16 protein-coding genes are annotated in these 16,010 nt (G+C 40.2%); 15 read left to right on the forward strand and 1 reads right to left on the reverse strand.

Going from position 1 to position 16,010, the window contains the following annotated elements; genetic code table 11:
* The first annotated feature begins 2 nt into the window (after positions 1 to 2).
* Genes OKW21_RS29940 through galE form a run of 3 tightly spaced genes read left to right on the forward strand, consistent with a single transcriptional unit; the run spans position 3 to position 3,287 of the window.
* Positions 3 to 1,316, forward strand: a complete 1,314-nt coding sequence (locus tag OKW21_RS29940; protein WP_277486955.1) for a UDP-glucose dehydrogenase family protein — start codon at positions 3 to 5, stop codon at positions 1,314 to 1,316.
* A complete protein-coding gene (locus OKW21_RS29945; protein WP_277486957.1) occupies positions 1,309 to 2,253 on the forward strand; it encodes a UDP-glucuronic acid decarboxylase family protein in 945 nt (314 codons plus the stop codon). The genes OKW21_RS29940 and OKW21_RS29945 overlap by 8 nt, the downstream gene beginning before the upstream one ends.
* Complete coding sequence (gene galE / locus OKW21_RS29950) at positions 2,253 to 3,287, forward strand: UDP-glucose 4-epimerase GalE (RefSeq protein ID WP_277486959.1); 1,035 nt, start codon at positions 2,253 to 2,255, stop codon at positions 3,285 to 3,287. Before OKW21_RS29945 ends, galE begins: the two co-directional genes overlap by 1 nt.
* Here galE and OKW21_RS29955 read toward each other — a convergent pair.
* Positions 3,284 to 3,997 (reverse strand): pyridoxine 5'-phosphate synthase, encoded by a 714-nt coding sequence (locus tag OKW21_RS29955; protein ID WP_277486961.1) that lies wholly within the window; start codon positions 3,995 to 3,997, stop codon positions 3,284 to 3,286. The genes galE and OKW21_RS29955 overlap by 4 nt on opposite strands.
* A gap of 64 nt (positions 3,998 to 4,061) precedes the next feature.
* Here OKW21_RS29955 and OKW21_RS29960 point away from each other — a divergent pair, with 64 nt between their 5' ends.
* From OKW21_RS29960 to OKW21_RS30015, 12 genes are all read left to right on the forward strand, one after another.
* On the forward strand, positions 4,062 to 4,514 hold the full coding sequence (locus tag OKW21_RS29960) for a GatB/YqeY domain-containing protein (protein WP_277486963.1): 453 nt from the start codon (positions 4,062 to 4,064) through the stop codon (positions 4,512 to 4,514).
* 4 nt (positions 4,515 to 4,518) lie between these two features.
* Positions 4,519 to 5,046, forward strand: a complete 528-nt coding sequence (locus tag OKW21_RS29965; protein WP_277486965.1) for a CvpA family protein — start codon at positions 4,519 to 4,521, stop codon at positions 5,044 to 5,046.
* A 140-nt stretch (positions 5,047 to 5,186) separates the two neighbouring features.
* Positions 5,187 to 5,951, forward strand: a complete 765-nt coding sequence (locus OKW21_RS29970) for an alpha/beta fold hydrolase (RefSeq protein ID WP_277486967.1) — start codon at positions 5,187 to 5,189, stop codon at positions 5,949 to 5,951.
* On the forward strand, positions 5,948 to 6,613 hold the full coding sequence (locus tag OKW21_RS29975; protein ID WP_277486969.1) for a CBS domain-containing protein: 666 nt from the start codon (positions 5,948 to 5,950) through the stop codon (positions 6,611 to 6,613). The genes OKW21_RS29970 and OKW21_RS29975 overlap by 4 nt, the downstream gene beginning before the upstream one ends.
* A 44-nt stretch (positions 6,614 to 6,657) precedes the next feature.
* The gene (locus OKW21_RS29980; RefSeq protein ID WP_277486971.1) at positions 6,658 to 7,536 is read left to right on the forward strand and encodes an NAD kinase; all 879 of its coding nucleotides are present in this window, start codon (positions 6,658 to 6,660) and stop codon (positions 7,534 to 7,536) included.
* Positions 7,537 to 7,614: 78 nt separating this feature from the next.
* A complete protein-coding gene (locus tag OKW21_RS29985) occupies positions 7,615 to 8,709 on the forward strand; it encodes a DUF6089 family protein (RefSeq protein WP_277486974.1) in 1,095 nt (364 codons plus the stop codon).
* Positions 8,710 to 8,910: 201 nt separating this feature from the next.
* Positions 8,911 to 9,564, forward strand: coding sequence for a type IX secretion system protein PorG (gene porG, locus OKW21_RS29990; RefSeq protein ID WP_277486976.1), 654 nt, complete (start codon positions 8,911 to 8,913; stop codon positions 9,562 to 9,564).
* A 66-nt stretch (positions 9,565 to 9,630) separates the two neighbouring features.
* Complete coding sequence (locus OKW21_RS29995; RefSeq protein WP_277486978.1) at positions 9,631 to 10,368, forward strand: isoprenyl transferase; 738 nt, start codon at positions 9,631 to 9,633, stop codon at positions 10,366 to 10,368.
* A gap of 7 nt (positions 10,369 to 10,375) precedes the next feature.
* A complete protein-coding gene (locus OKW21_RS30000; RefSeq protein ID WP_277486980.1) occupies positions 10,376 to 13,066 on the forward strand; it encodes a BamA/OMP85 family outer membrane protein in 2,691 nt (896 codons plus the stop codon).
* A 95-nt stretch (positions 13,067 to 13,161) separates the two neighbouring features.
* On the forward strand, positions 13,162 to 13,671 hold the full coding sequence (locus tag OKW21_RS30005; protein ID WP_277486981.1) for an OmpH/Skp family outer membrane protein: 510 nt from the start codon (positions 13,162 to 13,164) through the stop codon (positions 13,669 to 13,671).
* A gap of 43 nt (positions 13,672 to 13,714) precedes the next feature.
* Complete coding sequence (locus tag OKW21_RS30010; RefSeq protein WP_277486984.1) at positions 13,715 to 14,272, forward strand: OmpH/Skp family outer membrane protein; 558 nt, start codon at positions 13,715 to 13,717, stop codon at positions 14,270 to 14,272.
* 417 nt (positions 14,273 to 14,689) lie between these two features.
* On the forward strand, positions 14,690 to 15,943 hold the full coding sequence (locus OKW21_RS30015) for an MFS transporter (protein WP_277486986.1): 1,254 nt from the start codon (positions 14,690 to 14,692) through the stop codon (positions 15,941 to 15,943).
* The last annotated feature ends 67 nt before the right edge of the window (positions 15,944 to 16,010 follow it).

The raw sequence follows: 16,010 nt of genomic DNA on the forward strand, positions 1-16,010 counted from the left end.
ATATGAAGATAGCAGTAGTTGGAACTGGCTATGTCGGCCTGGTGACAGGAACTTGTTTCGCTGAAACAGGAAATACTGTAAGCTGTGTTGATATAGATGAAAAAAAAGTAGCCAAACTAAAAAATGGCGAAGTCCCTATCTACGAGCCTGGTTTGGAAACTCTCTTTGAGAGAAATGTTCATCAGGGGAGGTTGCACTTCACTACTGATCTTAAAGAAGGGATAGAAGGGGCTAAAATAATATTTTTGGCTTTGCCTACTCCTCCCGGTGAAGATGGCTCTGCGGACCTGAAATATGTACTAAAGGTCGCTGAAGACCTGGGATCTATCCTGGAAGAATACGCAGTAATTGTGGATAAAAGTACGGTGCCGGTAGGAACTGCCGAAAAAGTACGCGCCAAGATTGCTGAAAATGCTAAAGTGGAATTTGATGTAGTATCTAACCCTGAATTTCTAAGAGAAGGCGTGGCGGTAGACGACTTTATGAAGCCTGACCGTGTAGTAATTGGTACTAAATCTCCAAAGGCCCAAGAGATTATGGGTAAATTATACGCCCCTTTGGTAAGACAAGGTAACCCGGTGATTTTTATGGATGAAGCCTCTGCGGAGCTTACAAAATATGCGGCAAATTCATTTTTGGCTACTAAGATTACCTTTATGAATGAGATTGCTAATCTTTGTGAGAAACTGGGCGCTGATGTGGATATGGTAAGAAAAGGTATCGGTACCGATACCAGAATAGGAAGGCGTTTTCTGTTTGCAGGCATAGGCTATGGGGGGAGTTGCTTTCCTAAAGATGTACAGGCGCTTGCCAAATCATCAAGTGAGGCTTCTTATGACTTTAAGATTTTGAACGCGGTGATGGATATTAACCATGGGCAGAAAACACGTCTGATAGAAAAGGCAAACAAACATTTTAAGGGGGATTTGAAGGGAAAAACATTTGCTATGTGGGGGCTTTCATTTAAACCCTATACGGATGATATCAGAGAGGCTCCGGCATTGTATAACATAGATGCTTTGTTAGCTGCAGGAGCTAAGGTAAAAGCTTATGATCCTGAGGGGATGAAAAATGTTAGGGCAATTGTAGGAGATAAGATTGAGTATTGTGTAGATGAATACCACGCGGCAGAGGATGTAGACGCTATTTTTGTAATGACAGAGTGGCCGATTTTCAGAACACCTGATTTTGAAAAATTAGCATCTATCACAAAAAGCAAAGTGATTTTTGATGGAAGAAATCTCTATGAGCCCGAAGCAATGGCTGAATTAGGATATTCATATTATAGTATAGGTAGAAAAGATATAAATGGCTAAAAAAAGAATACTCATTACAGGCGGAGCCGGTTTTCTCGGCTCCCACCTTTGCGACCGTTTCCTTAAAGAAGGTTATTATGTGATCGCAATGGATAACTTAATAACTGGTAACCTTAAGAACATTGAGCACCTGATGCATCGGGAAGACTTTGAGTTTTTCCATTGTGATATATCTAACTATGTACATGTTCCCGGCGAGCTGGATTATATTTTGCATTTTGCTTCTCCCGCAAGCCCAATAGACTACCTGAAAATGCCTATTCAGACTTTGAAGGTCGGCTCATTAGGGACACATAATTGTTTAGGTTTAGCGAGAGCAAAAAAAGCTAGAATCCTTGTAGCATCTACTTCAGAAGTATATGGTGACCCCACAGTACATCCTCAGAAAGAAGAGTATTGGGGAAATGTAAATCCTATTGGTCCTCGTGGGGTATATGATGAAGCCAAACGTTTTCAAGAGGCGATAACCATGGCTTATCATACTTACCATAAGCTGGAGACCAGAATTATCAGAATTTTTAATACTTACGGACCCAGAATGCGATTAAATGATGGGCGAGCATTACCTGCTTTTCTAGGTCAGGCGCTACGAGGAGAGGACCTGACAGTATTTGGAGATGGTTCTCAAACACGTTCTTTTTGCTATGTAGATGATTTGGTGGAAGGCATTTATCGCTTGTTGCTGAGTGACTATCCATACCCGGTAAATATTGGTAATCCCGATGAGATTTCTATCAAAGACTTCGCGGAAGAAATTATCAAGCTGACCGGTACGCAGCAAAAAATTGTTTATAAGCCCCTTCCCCAAGATGATCCTATGCAGCGTCAGCCCGACATTACTAAAGCAAAAGAAATTTTGGGCTGGGAACCAAAAGTATCTCGCTCTGAAGGGCTGAAGATTACTTTTGATTTCTATGCAAATAAAACTGATCTGTAATGCCTGGAACTGCCACTAAGGTCATAGTTACGGGGGGAGCTGGTTATATCGGCTCTCATACAGTAGTAGAGCTTTTCCACGCTGGCTATGAACCAATTATAGTAGATAACTTTGTCAATGCGGAGAAGTCTTCTATCAAGGGTATAGAGACAATCCTGGGTGCCAAAGTAAAACTTTATGAGGGCGATAGTGGAAATAAGGAGTTTATGGAGAGGGTCATTGCTCAGGAAAGAGGGATTTCAGGAATTATTCATTTTGCTGCATATAAAGCGGTAGGAGAATCAGTAAACCAACCCTTGAAATATTATCGGAATAACCTGGATAGTTTGCTTACTTTAATGGAATTAATGAAGGAGCATCACATTCCTCATATTGTTTTTTCCTCATCATGCACTGTTTATGGTCAGCCGGATACATTACCAGTAACTGAGAAAAGCCCTAAAAAGCCTGCTGAATCTCCCTATGGAAATACCAAGCAAATTTGCGAAGAGATTTTAGAAGATACCGTAAATAGTGGAGTGCCGATTAAAGTAATTGCTTTGAGGTATTTTAATCCTATTGGAGCGCATCCTTCTGCTGAAATAGGGGAACTCCCTTTGGGTGTTCCTAATAACCTGGTCCCTTTTGTAACCCAGACAGCTGCTGGAATCCGCGAAAAGCTTACTGTTTTTGGTGATGATTACGATACACATGATGGCACGTGTCTTAGAGACTATATCCATGTAGTGGATTTGGCAAAAGCTCATGTGAGTGCGCTACAATATCTGGGAAGCAAGTCAGAAGAAAACTCCTATGATGTGTTTAACATAGGTACTGGTCAGGGCAGCACAGTGCTTGATGTAATTAATACCTTTGAAGAGGTAAATAACATAAAGCTTAATTATTCCATCGGAGCCAGAAGAGCTGGTGATGTGGAAAAAGTTTATGCCGATGTAAGCCATGCTAATGTTGAACTCAGATGGAAAACTGAATTATCCTTAGCGGATGCGCTTAAAGATGCCTGGAAATGGCAATTGAGCTTAAAAAAAAATTAGACCAGTTGTTTTAGATAGAGTTGGATGGTGTTTTCCAATCCATAATAAAGTGCATCGCAAATCAGGGCATGACCAATAGATACCTCATCTAAATAGGGGATCCTCTCTTTTAGATATTTGAGATTGTCTAAATCCAGGTCATGCCCTGCATTAATTTCTAACCCAAGTGAGCGGGCTTTGTCCGCTGCAGCTACATAAAGAGTAACAGCCTCTTCTTTATCTTTGTGATATTTACGCGCATAGCTTTCTGTATATAATTCTACCCGGTCACATCCAATAATTGCGGCCCCTTCAACCATCTTGGGGTCAGGATCAACAAAAATTGAAGTACGTACCCCAAAGCTTTTAAGCTCGCGGATCACTTCTACCAAGAAGTCTTTTTCCTTATAAGTGTCCCATCCTGCATTTGAAGTAAGCACTTCAGGAGGGTCAGGTACAAGGGTAGCCTGAGCTGGACGGGCTTCCGCAATGATATTCATATAGCGTTCATCAGGGTAGCCTTCAATATTAAATTCCGTACTTATTGCTTTCTTGAGTGCAAAGACATCACTTCTGCGAATGTGCCGCTCATCGGGACGGGGATGCACAGTAATGCCCTGAGCACCAAAACGCTCTGCATCCAGTGCTACCTGAACAACATCCGGGTTATTCCCTCCTCGGGAATTTCTAAGCGTGGCTATCTTGTTGATATTAACACTAAGCTTCGTCATTGTAGCTGATTTATGTAAATTGCCCTCAATTTAAAAAAATATTGTCAATACAAATTGATTATACATGAGTTTGAAGTCAAGAATTGATCAAGATATAAAGGAGGCGATGCGGGCTAAAGACCAGGATGCACTGCGCACCCTTAGAAGTATCAAATCTATGATACTACTGGCAGAGACGGAGAAAGGAGGCAGTAAAGAGCTTTCTGAAGCAGATGAGCTGAAGCTTCTGACTAAAGCCGCAAAGCAAAGGAAAGAATCGCTGGATACTTTTGCCGCCCAGAACAGAGAAGATCTGGCAAACAAGGAAAAAGTTGAACTGGAGGTTATTGAGCGCTACCTTCCACAACAAATGTCAGAGGAAGAGCTAAAGCTAGCATTGGAAAAAATCATTGCTGATGAGGGAGCTAGCGGAATGCAAGACATGGGCAAGGTAATGGGAAGAGCTACCCAGGAACTGGCAGGTCGTGCAGAGGGTAAACAAATATCACAACTGGTAAAACAGCTGTTAAATAAATAATCTATTGAGTATCTGGGATTTTGTAATACTGGTGATCCTGCTGGCGGGAGCCTATCGCGGGTTTCAAAAAGGCTTGCTTAGAGAAGTAGTAGGGATCTTCGCTCTTGTAGCAGGTGTTATTGGTGCTATCCAATGGTTGCCAGAGGGTATGGACTTTCTTTCCCGTACCTTGAATACTCAAACAGAGCTACTGCCTGTATTTGCTTTTTTTCTTATATTTATCACTATCGTGCTTGCTATTTCACTGGCCGGAAGGTTAGTGAAACTCATTATTGACCTCACTCCTATTGGCTTCGTTGATGGCATTGGAGGGGCGCTGCTGGGCATGTTAAAGTGGGCATTAGGCATTAGCATTATCTTGTGGGTCATGGACAATGCAAGGGTAGAATTGCCGATAGATGATGAAAGCATGCTTTATGTGAATGTAAAACAGGTGGCGCCTTATATATTTCAACATCTTGGGGAGTGGTCACCTATGGTAGCAGAGGTAATTGATTCTATACAACAGATATTCGCAGAAATTGAATGGTAATTCACACAATTATAAGGAAATGTTAACACTAGTGATCAGCTTATCGTTATTATTACATGGGTGAATATCTTTGTTACATTTAATGTTATAACTTAAAAATTCTGATTTACTTATAAGGTAAATTTATAAACTGTCAATTCATGGCATTTACAATACACAATAAGAACGGGTTCAAATATCTGGACGAAGGAGAAGGAGAAGTTATGTTATTGCTTCACGGTCTGTTTGGCGCTCTTAGTAACTGGGATGATGTAGTAAACAAGTTCTCAAAAAATTATCGGGTGATGATCCCATTGCTACCCGTGTACGAGAGATCTTCCAGAAAAGAAGGAGTAATAGGACTTACACATTTTCTGGAAAGGTTTATTGATGAAATGAACCTTCACAATATGACCATCATGGGCAATTCGCTGGGTGGACATATCGCCCTGATTTATACGATTAATAATCAGGAAAAAGTGGATAGGCTGGTCCTTACCGGAAGCTCAGGCTTGTTTGAAAATTCTATGGGAGGCTCGTTTCCCAAAAGAGGCAGCTATGCATATATCAAAGAGAGAGTAGAGTATACCTTTTATGACCCTTCCACCGTAACTAAAGAATACATTGATGAAGTTTTTGAAACCACCACTAGCATTCCCAAGTGCATGGCAATAGTAGGTATTGCTAAGTCAGCTCAACGACATAATCTGGCAAATGATTTACATAAAATTACAGTGCCAACTCTTTTGGTTTGGGGGTTAAATGACACCATTACTCCTCCTTTGGTAGCCCATGACTTTAACCGGCTGATTCCTAATTCAAAGTTAAGGTTTATTGACAAGTGTTGCCATGCTCCTATGATGGAACAACCCGAAAAGTTCAATGCAATTTTAGAAGAGTTTTTAGAAGAAAAAACATTAGTATGATTGCTAAAGACCTGATAAACCCTATTATTCCGTCATTGAACGTTAGTGATGATATAGCACGTGCTTCATCATTAATGGACGATCTCCACGTAGCCATGCTTCCTGTCTTGGAAGAAGGCCATTTCCGTGGCTTTATACATGAAGACTCACTATATGATGACCTTTATGATAAGCCTACTTTGGGAGCGTATCCCTTGGTTAATAACAGCTGTACAATTTATCAGGAACAACATTTCTATGAAGTCGTGAAAGTTGCCAGTGAGTGTCAGAATGGACTGGTTGCGGTACTGGAAACTGAAGATATATTTTTGGGGGTAATTACAGCGGAAGATGTGGTACAGGGTTTTGCCAAGACTATCGCTGTTCAGTCACCAGGGAGTATCATAGAAATTTCCCTTAAGCAGATTGATTATTCCCTTGCAGAAATTACAAGATTAATAGAAGCTGAAAATACCAAAGTAGTAGGATGTTTTCTTTCTAATGACCCGGACGATAATAGTGTAGTAAGTGTGACATTTAAACTGGACAAGAAGAATGTATCACATATCATAGCTACGCTTAAGAGGTTTAACTATCAAATTGTAAGAGTAATACAGGAAGAAAGCATGGTGTCTTATGAAAAGGAAAGACTTGATGCATTAATGAAATACCTGAGCATCTAAAAAGCTAATTGTTATCTTTGGTTCTACACGAACAAACCTAATCTATGAGAATTGCCATTCATGGAAGAAAAGTGAGCCAAGATAGCCTTCCCTATATTCAACGTTTACTGAAAGCCCTAAGTAGCAAGCAGGTAGAAATTCATGTGTCGGACATTTTTTATGATCTTCTTAAGCATAGTGAAATTGACCTGTCCGCATGTAAGGTGTATGAAAGTCAGAGAGGAGTTCCTTCAAAAGTCAATTATACAATAAGCATAGGTGGGGATGGCACCCTCCTGGAAACTGTTACCCATGTAGGTAATAGTGAGGTCCCTATTTTAGGTGTAAATACCGGTAGATTAGGCTTTTTGGCCACGGTTGCTCAGGATAATATTGAAGAAGCCGTAGAACTACTATTTCGTCAGGAATATTATAATGACTATCGTGCCTTGATTAGCGTGGATTCTCAGGCATCTATTGCCGATGGGTTAAATTTTGCGCTCAACGAGTTTACAGTAATTAAGAAGGACACTTCGGCTATGATCATTGTGCATGCTTATGTAGATGATATGTTCTTAACTTCTTACTGGGCAGATGGATTAATTGTGTCTACTCCTACAGGTTCTACCGGCTATTCGCTAAGTTGTGGTGGACCAGTGGTTTCTCCTCATTCCAGTAACCTGATCATTACACCGGTAAGCCCCCATAACCTGACAGTACGCCCCTTAGTTGTATCGGATGATAGTATTATCAGATTAAAGGTAGAAAGTAGGAGTGAAAACTTTTTATTATCTTTAGATTCACGCTCATATACAATTAGTACCTCAACAGAGTTAGTACTGCAAAAAAGTGATTTTAAAGTAAAATTAGTTAAGTTCAGCGACAACAACTTTTTACATACATTACGGCAAAAGCTCAATTGGGGGCTTGATGTAAGGAATTGATTTTTATAGAATCTGCCTTCAGTTTTTTTTACTGTAAATAACAGTTTATTTTTGGATCAGGCCATAAAGCATATTCAAATGCATAAAATTTATAAACTAACCTGCATAGTATTTATTTTACTTTTTGCGCTAGCTCAGGAAGCAGATGCTCAAGACAGACGTAGAAAAAGACAATACCGTAACCAAAACAGTAGAGTATCTCAGTTTCGTGGAAGTAAGCTAGCTTTTGCAAATGCGAAGCAATATATCACCCTGGGGGCTTCTATCAACGCGCTAAACTATTTTGGTGACATCGCGCCAAAGTCAGGCATTCTAAGTACTGATATATCATATACCAGGCCAGGCATAGGTATTTCTTCCAGTGTAAGGCTCGGCTCTACTATTTCGTTAAGAGCAGGGTTTATGTATGGCCGACTGAGCAGCAATGATTATGAGGTGGCCGACCCTGGCGATGATCAGGCCATTTATCGTTACGCAAGAAATCTGCAATTCAGAAATGATATCAAGGAACTTTCTATAGTAGGAGTTTACGATATCTTTGCTAATCCCTATTCAGTGATAATGCGCCTGAACTTTACCCCTTATATTTTTGCCGGAGTATCTGCTTTCCACCATAATCCAAAAGGGCTGGTGCCCAGCGAGGCGGTTTTACATCCCGGAGAAACCCTGGTCCCGCCGCAGGCAGGAGAATGGGTATCTCTGAAAGACTTACGGACAGAAGGAAAGAGTTATAGCAACTTTAATTTCAGCATTCCAGTGGGAGCCGGGGTCAGGTTTAGAGTAAGCCAGGTACTTGATCTGGAAGCAGAAGTAGGCTATCGTTTCCTATTCACCGATTATCTGGATGATGTTAGCACAGACTATGTAGATAAGGGAACCTTAGGCAGTGATCTTGCCAAGATTATGTCTGACCGCTCTCTAGAACCTGTAGATGCTATATCAGGTGAAAATAGGTTTGATGCTTTAGTGGACAGCGAATTTATTAATACTAATAACCTTCCTGCCTATACAGGTGCTGATGGTCAAGAGTATGTCCATCTTCGGGGGTATGGGCAGCCGGGAGCCAAACGGGGTGATCCCAATGATAGCGACATTTTTATCACTACAACAATACGCGCCGTCTTTATGATAGGCCCCAGCCCATTTACAAGAAGCGGGTTTAGACCGAGATAAGAAAATTCAAAGCGCAAAGATAGGGTTACAGTGACAAGGCAGTAACCCTTTTTTATTACTTTTATATATTCGTGTATACCAAACCACTTGCTTCCTGAGTTATTAGGTTGAATAAGTATAAAAAAAGCAGATAAATTGTTTTACGCTGATCAGTATATAGTTCAGAAAGTCCAAAAAAGCAGAGTGATATTGCTGGTATGCATGTTTCTTCTGTGCGCATATTGTAGTTATGGACAAAAGAATGAGGTGGGTCTTGGATTAGGAGCCTTTAATTATACAGGTGATCTGGCAAGAAATATCAAGGTGAGAAATTTTCAGCCAGGAGCAACTCTCTTCTACAGAAGAAATATAAATGAAGCCATTAGCCTTAGAGCAGGTTTTACTGGTGGGTGGCTGTATGGTGATGATAACGTCCCATTTGATGCCTTAGCACAGGCAAGAGATACCAGCTTTAGTAAGGGAGTGGTAGAGCTATCCTCAGTAGTGGAATACCACTTTCTTAATTATAAAGAAAACCCTAAGATACTACGATGGACACCATACTTTTTTTTAGGAGCAGGCGTCGCTTTCTTTGGGCAGGGGGATGTAGAACAGACTGAAGAGTTTAGTAATGTCCAACTGGTTGTCCCCTTCGGTTTAGGCTTCAAATATATAATTGACCCCAAATGGCAACTGGGGATTGAAGGCGGTATTAGAAAAACGTTTTTTGATTATGTGGATAATATCTCAGGAGCAGATCTGAACGTGAAAAACTATGAATATGGTAACCATTACGATAAGGATTGGTACTATTTCCTGGGTATAAGCCTTAGTTATACCTTTTATACTATCCCCTGCCCATATATGTTCAATTAGGTGCATCATCCGTAGAAAAAAATGGCGTAATTTTGTAACTTGCGGCCTAATTTGCACAGAGATCGCATGAAAGATAAATTAGACCAAAACAATTTGCCAGAACATATTGCCGTTATTATGGACGGCAATGGTCGTTGGGCAAAAAAGAAAGGAGCAGCCAGGGTGTTTGGTCACCGAAATGCTATTGAGGCTGTCAGAGAGGTGACTGAAGGGTGTGCAGAGTTGGGTGTGCAGTACTTAACTTTATATGCATTTTCTACCGAAAACTGGGGACGGCCTAAGCTGGAGGTAGAGGCCCTGATGCAATTATTAGTATCTACTATCAACAGCGAAGTAAATACACTGATGAAAAATAATGTGCGTCTGACAGCAATTGGAGATATAGAAAGTTTGCCTGCGGGATGCAATGGTAAATTAAAAGAAGCAATCGAACTTACTAGCGGCAACACAGGTTTAACATTAATATTGGCGCTTAATTACAGTGGGCGTTGGGAAATAATGCAAGCTGCACAGCAAATCGCTCAAATGGTTGAGAATAATGAGCTTAAAGCTTCGGAAGTGAATATTACACTGTGGGAAAGCCTGCTCAGTACAAAGGATATTCCCGATCCCTCATTGTTGATTCGTACCAGTGGAGAGATGCGGGTTAGTAATTTTCTGCTTTGGCAAATAGCCTATACTGAGCTATATGTAACCCCGGTACTTTGGCCTGATTTCAGAAGAGAACATTTACACGAAGCAATATTTGCCTATCAGCAAAGAGAAAGAAGATTTGGAAAAATTAGTGAGCAAGTGAAATCTTAGCACTCAAATGAAAAAACTACCTTTATTAATACTCACTATATTATGCATTGCTATCAATACAGTAGCTGTGAATACAGTAAGTGCTCAGATTGGTGTAGGAAGAAGAACTCAGTCACAGCCTCAAGCACAAACTTCAGACGTTGATTACGCTGAACCTCAGGAATACGAAATTGCTGAAATTACAGTAGCTGGAGCCAAAGTACTGAATGAAAATGCTTTAATATCTTTGTCCGGCCTGGAAGTGGGTGACCGCATTATGGTGCCCGGTCCGGCTATCAGCGATGCTATCAAGAAGCTGTGGAAGCAGAAAATTCTCGGAGATATCAAAATTTCCTATAGCAAAATTGAGGGAGATAAAATCCATCTTGTGATTGAGTTAGCGGAGAAACCGCGCCTGAGTAAAATCAATTTGACAGGAATTAACAGCAGTCAGGAGACAGAAATTACCGAAGACCTGACCCTGATCCGCGGACAAATCGTAGATGATGCGCTAATCAATCGTGCCAAAAATACAGTAGCAGAGTTTTTTATTGATAAAGGATACTTGAATGTTGAAGTAGAAGTAGCACGCGACCTGGATACACTGCTTACCAACAATGTCGTCCTTAACATTGATGTAGATAAAAAGGAAAAAGTTAAAATCAAACGTATCAACATCAGAGGAGACGAGGTCTTTAGTGAAAAGAAGTTGGAAGGAAAGATGAAGAACACCAACGAAAAGGTGCGTTTCACACTGGTGGAAGATTTGGTAAGCAGATTAGTACACCTTACCCCTTCAAAAGCATTTAATTTTTTGACCAAACAACAGGACCCGATTGGCTTTCCTGATGCTAAAGAGTATCTGGATGAACATGTTAAGCTGAATTTCTTCAATGGTTCAAAATTTATAGAAGAAGATTATGAAGCCGATAAAAAAGCGCTGATTGACTTTTATAACTCAAAAGGATACCGCGATGCTGTAATCGTTTCAGACAGTATTTACAAATCGGGTGAAAATACCATCAATGTAGATATTACAGTAAATGAAGGGCAGCGTTACTATTTCCGTGATATCATCTGGACAGGTAATTATATATACGATAACCAGACCCTGGCCAGGGTCTTGGGAATTGAAAAAGGAGATGTATACGATCTGGAGAACCTGAACAAGAGACTGAACTTTAACCCTACAGGTGCTGATGTAAGCTCTCTTTATATGGACAATGGCTATCTTTTCTTTAATGTACAGCCAGTGGAAGTAAGCATTGAGGATGATTCTATTGATGTGGAAATGCGTATTTTTGAAGGAGAGCAAGCCACTATCAGTAAAATTATTATTAGTGGTAATGATCGTACCAATGATCATGTTATTCGCCGCGAGATTCGCACAGTTCCCGGACAAAAGTTTAGTCGTAGTGATTTGATTCGTACCCAGCGTGAACTTTCACAGTTAGGTTATTTTGATCCTGAGCAGATAGGCATCAACCCTATCCCTAACCCGGCGGATGGTACTGTAGATATAGAATATAAACTGGTAGAAAGACCCAGTGATCAGATTGAACTCTCCGGAGGTTGGGGAGGCTATTATGGCTTTGTAGGTACGCTCGGTCTGGTGTTTAATAACTTCTCAGTTAGAAATATACCTCATTTTGATCGCTGGAGACCTCTACCGGTAGGCGATGGGCAAAAGCTCTCACTTAGGATACAATCCAGCGGACGTGTGTTCCAGAGCTATTCAGCAACATTCTCTGAGCCTTGGTTGGGAGGAAGAAAACCTCATAACCTCACCATTGGACTTTCCAGAACAATCTCTAATCCAGGAGCTTCGGTTTTTTATGCTGGGGCGGTTGAGCAATCCATCAAGATTTCAAATGCTAGCATCGGTATTGGCAGAAGAGTAAAGTGGCCGGATGATTTCTTCACGATAAGCAACACTTTGCAGTTCCGTCAATACGATACCTATAACTATAATTTAGGGATAGGATTATCTTCAGGAACGTTCAATAATTTCTCCTTATCCAATGTCATCGCCAGAAATAGTATAGATAGCCCTATGTTCCCCAGACGTGGCTCATCTATCTCACTGGAAGCCAGCTTTACGCCTCCTTACTCCTGGTTTAAGGATCTGGACTATAGCACCATGGAACCCAATGAGCGGTATAAGTTTTTAGAATATCACCGCTGGATGTTTGATGCCAAGTACTACATGCCGCTGGCAGAGAATCTGGTGCTGAATATGAATATGCACTTCGGGCTGTTTGGGTCTTATGGAGCAGGTATTAACTCTCCCTTTGAAAGGTTCTCAATGGGAGGTGCAGGTATGGCTGGGCAAAACTTTATCGTAGCCCAGGAACTAATTGGCTTAAGAGGTTATCCCGATAACAGAATTGAGCCTGTTGACCCGGAAACTGGTGTAGAAGGAGGTATTGCTTACAATAAATATGCATTGGAGCTCCGTTACCTGATTTCGCCTAACCCATCTGCTACCATCTATGTATTAGGCTTTGTAGAAGGAGGTAATAATTTCTCCGATTACAATAAGTACAATCCTTTTGACTTATATAAATCTGCCGGTGTAGGTGCGCGTATATTTATGCCTGCTTTTGGATTATTAGGTATTGACTGGGGATATGGCTTTGATGAATTGACTTATCCCAGTGGAGAAATTCGCCCTCCCGGACCAGAATTCCACTTCCGTATTGGGCAACAAATCAGATAATTTGCATAATAAATTTGATCAGGCACAGCTTTTGATGTAAGATTATGGTGATTAAATGCAAAAAAACATTCAGCTTCCCATTACTTTTAGTAACTTTGTGCGCTGCTTTGCAGACCCATGAGGTATATGCTCAGAAGTTTGGGTACTACAACTCTGATTTTGTGCTGGAGAAAATGCCTGAGTATCAGGAGGCACAGACTCAGATAGATCAGCTAGCGGATGAGTGGCAGAAAGAAATTCAGGCTAAGCAGCAGGAGATAGATGAGATGTATAGTGAGCTTAAAGCTGAGGAGGTATTGCTGACGGAAGAGATGCGAACAGAGCGTCTGGAAACTATTCATCAAATGGAAAATAAGCTGAAAGAATATACCCAAAAGGTGTTTGGATTTGAAGGTTTATTGTATCTCAAGAAGCAGGAACTGATTAAGCCAGTGCTAGATGAAGTTTTTGAAGCAGTTGAAAAAGTAGCAAATCAACATAAACTCCAGATTGTATTTGACAAGTCAGGAGATATGGTGATGACTTATACAGATCCTATTCATGATTATACAGACTATGTTCTGGATGAATTAGGTTTGGGAGAAAAAGAAGATGTGATTCGCTAAAGTATTATCGGTTTAGTAATTAATTGTAAAAATATAAGTTAGAATGAAGCTTAAAACTCTATTTGTAAGTGCGATATTAACCCTGCTTGTAGTTGGAGCGCAGGCACAAGATAATTTGAAAATCGCGTATGTAGATACTGATTATATCTTAACACAAATGCCTGAAGCCAAGCAAATACAATCAGAATTACAGGCTTATCAGCGTCAATTACAGAATAAAATTAGTGCTACTATGCAGGGCTTTCAACAGCAATATCAGGAATACCAGCAGGGCGCAGCCACTATGACTGATCAGGCACGTCAGACAAAAGAACAGGAACTACAGGAACTACAACAGCAGATTCAGCAGGACCAGCAGGAAGCTCAGCTTTCATTGCAGCGTAAAGAAAATGAACTGCTTCAACCTGTATACGAAAAAATACAGACTAATATTGATAAAGTGGCTGAGCAAAATGGTTATACGCATATATTTAGCTCCGGAGTAGCAGGTAATCCTATACTGTTGTATGTGAAAAATCAGGAAGAAGCGGATATTTCCGATAAAGTGTTACAGGCGATGGGAATTACCCCTACCCCAGCCAATAGCGGAGGAAATAACTAATTATTTAATCTCTTTTTATTCTTATATAAAGCCGGGCTTTTTGTCCGGCTTTTTTTTTGCCCTTAGAGGTAGTGCGCTTTCAGTAAAAGTGAATTATTTGCCCCCTCTTTTTATTTCTTTTTATAAGCTTTATATTTATTTTCATTTTTTTGTAAAAAAAGAAGCATAATCATAATTCTATTTGCATAATTAACTATCATATAACGAGATTTTATAAAGTGAAGATTTTTTAAAAAACCAGGAATGCAGGTATATATAGAACAGCAACCGGAATTTGAGTGGATATAATTATGCTGCTGATTATTGAATACTGCATTTTATTTTATCAATAAATCTAAATGCTAGACACATTTTTTAAATTGTTTTACGAATTTTAATAAATTACTATTATATAAATAACCTAAAAACTACAAACTGATGAACGAGAACCTAGACAAAAAAGCCTTATTCTATGGGAGTTGCTTTGCGCTCATTACTACAGGCTTTACCTTTTCAATAAGAGCAGGAATATTACCAGAACTTGGTCAGCAATTTGACCTTAGTGGCGAACAGTTAGGATTTATCAATTCTATGTGGTTTTTAGGTTTTCCCATTTCAATGATTCTTGGAGGTCTATTCTACCACACTTTTGGCCCTAAGAATATAATGACAGTTGCTTTTGTAGCACATACCTTAGGAATTTTACTAACCATTTATGCAGGTGGTTATGTAGGGCTGTTGGTTTCTACATTATTTATTGGTTTTGGTAATGGATGTACAGAGGCAGCATGTAATCCCATGATTGCGGATATGTATTCCGGTGTTCAAATGAACAAAATGCTGAATCGTTTTCATATGTGGTTTCCCGGAGGTATAGTCGTAGGATCACTTATTTCTAAGTTTATGACTGATTTTGGCCTAGGATGGGAAGCTCAGATGTGGATCATTATGATACCTACAATCATATATGCCTTTTTATTCTTTGGAAAAGCATTTCCTAAGCCCAAAGTGGAAGGAGCTACTTCTCTTACAGAAAACTTTAAGGCGATGTTAAGCCCGGTTTACCTTTTCTTGATCGTCTGCATGTCGCTTACTGCGATCTCAGAGTTTGGGCCACAGCAGTGGGTGAGTATAGTGTTGAGTAGTAGTGGTGCTGAACCTATGTTATTGCTAGCACTTACCACGGGTATGATGGCATTCGGAAGATTTTTTGCCGGTCCAGTAGTAGGTAAATTCGGTCAGACAGGAGTTTTACTTGGAGGGTCAATATTGGCGGCCATAGGAATTTATCTATTTAGTATAGTTACAGGCCCTATGGCCTATGTGGCAGCGATCATTTATGCCTTTGGTATTTGCTATTTCTGGCCGGTGATGGTAGGAGCAGTAGCACAAAGAGTACCTTTGAGTAGTGCATTGGGTATGTCTATTATTGGTGGAGTTGGCATGTTTTCTTCCGTGATTTGGCAGCCTATTATCGGAAGCTGGATTGATAGCTCAAGAGCAGAATATGTGGGAGAAGGACTTACAGGAAATGCTTTAGAGCTAGCTACCGGTCAGGATGTTATGCAGAATATGATAGCGTTTCCAGGAATATTGATCGTCTTATTTACCATATTTTTCTTCTGGCAGAAAAACACAAAGAAAACAGATAAGACACCTACTGAGGTCACTTCTGCCGAAGCTGCGACATAAAAAATTCATTCTCCTATAGTTTATAAAAATAGTATGATCAAGAATTAGGTCAATACAAAATGTCACC

Origin of the sequence: Catalinimonas alkaloidigena, from assembly GCF_029504655.1 — a bacterium.
Classification (GTDB): domain Bacteria; phylum Bacteroidota; class Bacteroidia; order Cytophagales; family Cyclobacteriaceae; genus Catalinimonas; species Catalinimonas alkaloidigena.

Bases quoted from the DNA above. Each gene is read 5' to 3' on its own strand.
- OKW21_RS30000 (WP_277486980.1), top strand. From the start codon at position 10,376: ATGAAAAAACTACCTTTATTAATACTCACTATATTATGCATTGCTATC.
- OKW21_RS29985 (WP_277486974.1), top strand. From the start codon at position 7,615: ATGCATAAAATTTATAAACTAACCTGCATAGTATTTATTTTACTTTTT.
- OKW21_RS29980 (WP_277486971.1), top strand. From the start codon at position 6,658: ATGAGAATTGCCATTCATGGAAGAAAAGTGAGCCAAGATAGCCTTCCC.
- OKW21_RS29945 (WP_277486957.1), top strand. From the start codon at position 1,309: ATGGCTAAAAAAAGAATACTCATTACAGGCGGAGCCGGTTTTCTCGGC.
- OKW21_RS30010 (WP_277486984.1), top strand. From the start codon at position 13,715: ATGAAGCTTAAAACTCTATTTGTAAGTGCGATATTAACCCTGCTTGTA.
- OKW21_RS29995 (WP_277486978.1), top strand. From the start codon at position 9,631: ATGAAAGATAAATTAGACCAAAACAATTTGCCAGAACATATTGCCGTT.
- OKW21_RS29955 (WP_277486961.1), bottom strand. From the start codon at position 3,997: ATGACGAAGCTTAGTGTTAATATCAACAAGATAGCCACGCTTAGAAAT.
- galE (WP_277486959.1), top strand. From the start codon at position 2,253: ATGCCTGGAACTGCCACTAAGGTCATAGTTACGGGGGGAGCTGGTTAT.
- OKW21_RS29940 (WP_277486955.1), top strand. From the start codon at position 3: ATGAAGATAGCAGTAGTTGGAACTGGCTATGTCGGCCTGGTGACAGGA.
- OKW21_RS30015 (WP_277486986.1), top strand. From the start codon at position 14,690: ATGAACGAGAACCTAGACAAAAAAGCCTTATTCTATGGGAGTTGCTTT.
- OKW21_RS29960 (WP_277486963.1), top strand. From the start codon at position 4,062: ATGAGTTTGAAGTCAAGAATTGATCAAGATATAAAGGAGGCGATGCGG.
- porG (WP_277486976.1), top strand. From the start codon at position 8,911: ATGTTTCTTCTGTGCGCATATTGTAGTTATGGACAAAAGAATGAGGTG.
- OKW21_RS29975 (WP_277486969.1), top strand. From the start codon at position 5,948: ATGATTGCTAAAGACCTGATAAACCCTATTATTCCGTCATTGAACGTT.
- OKW21_RS29970 (WP_277486967.1), top strand. From the start codon at position 5,187: ATGGCATTTACAATACACAATAAGAACGGGTTCAAATATCTGGACGAA.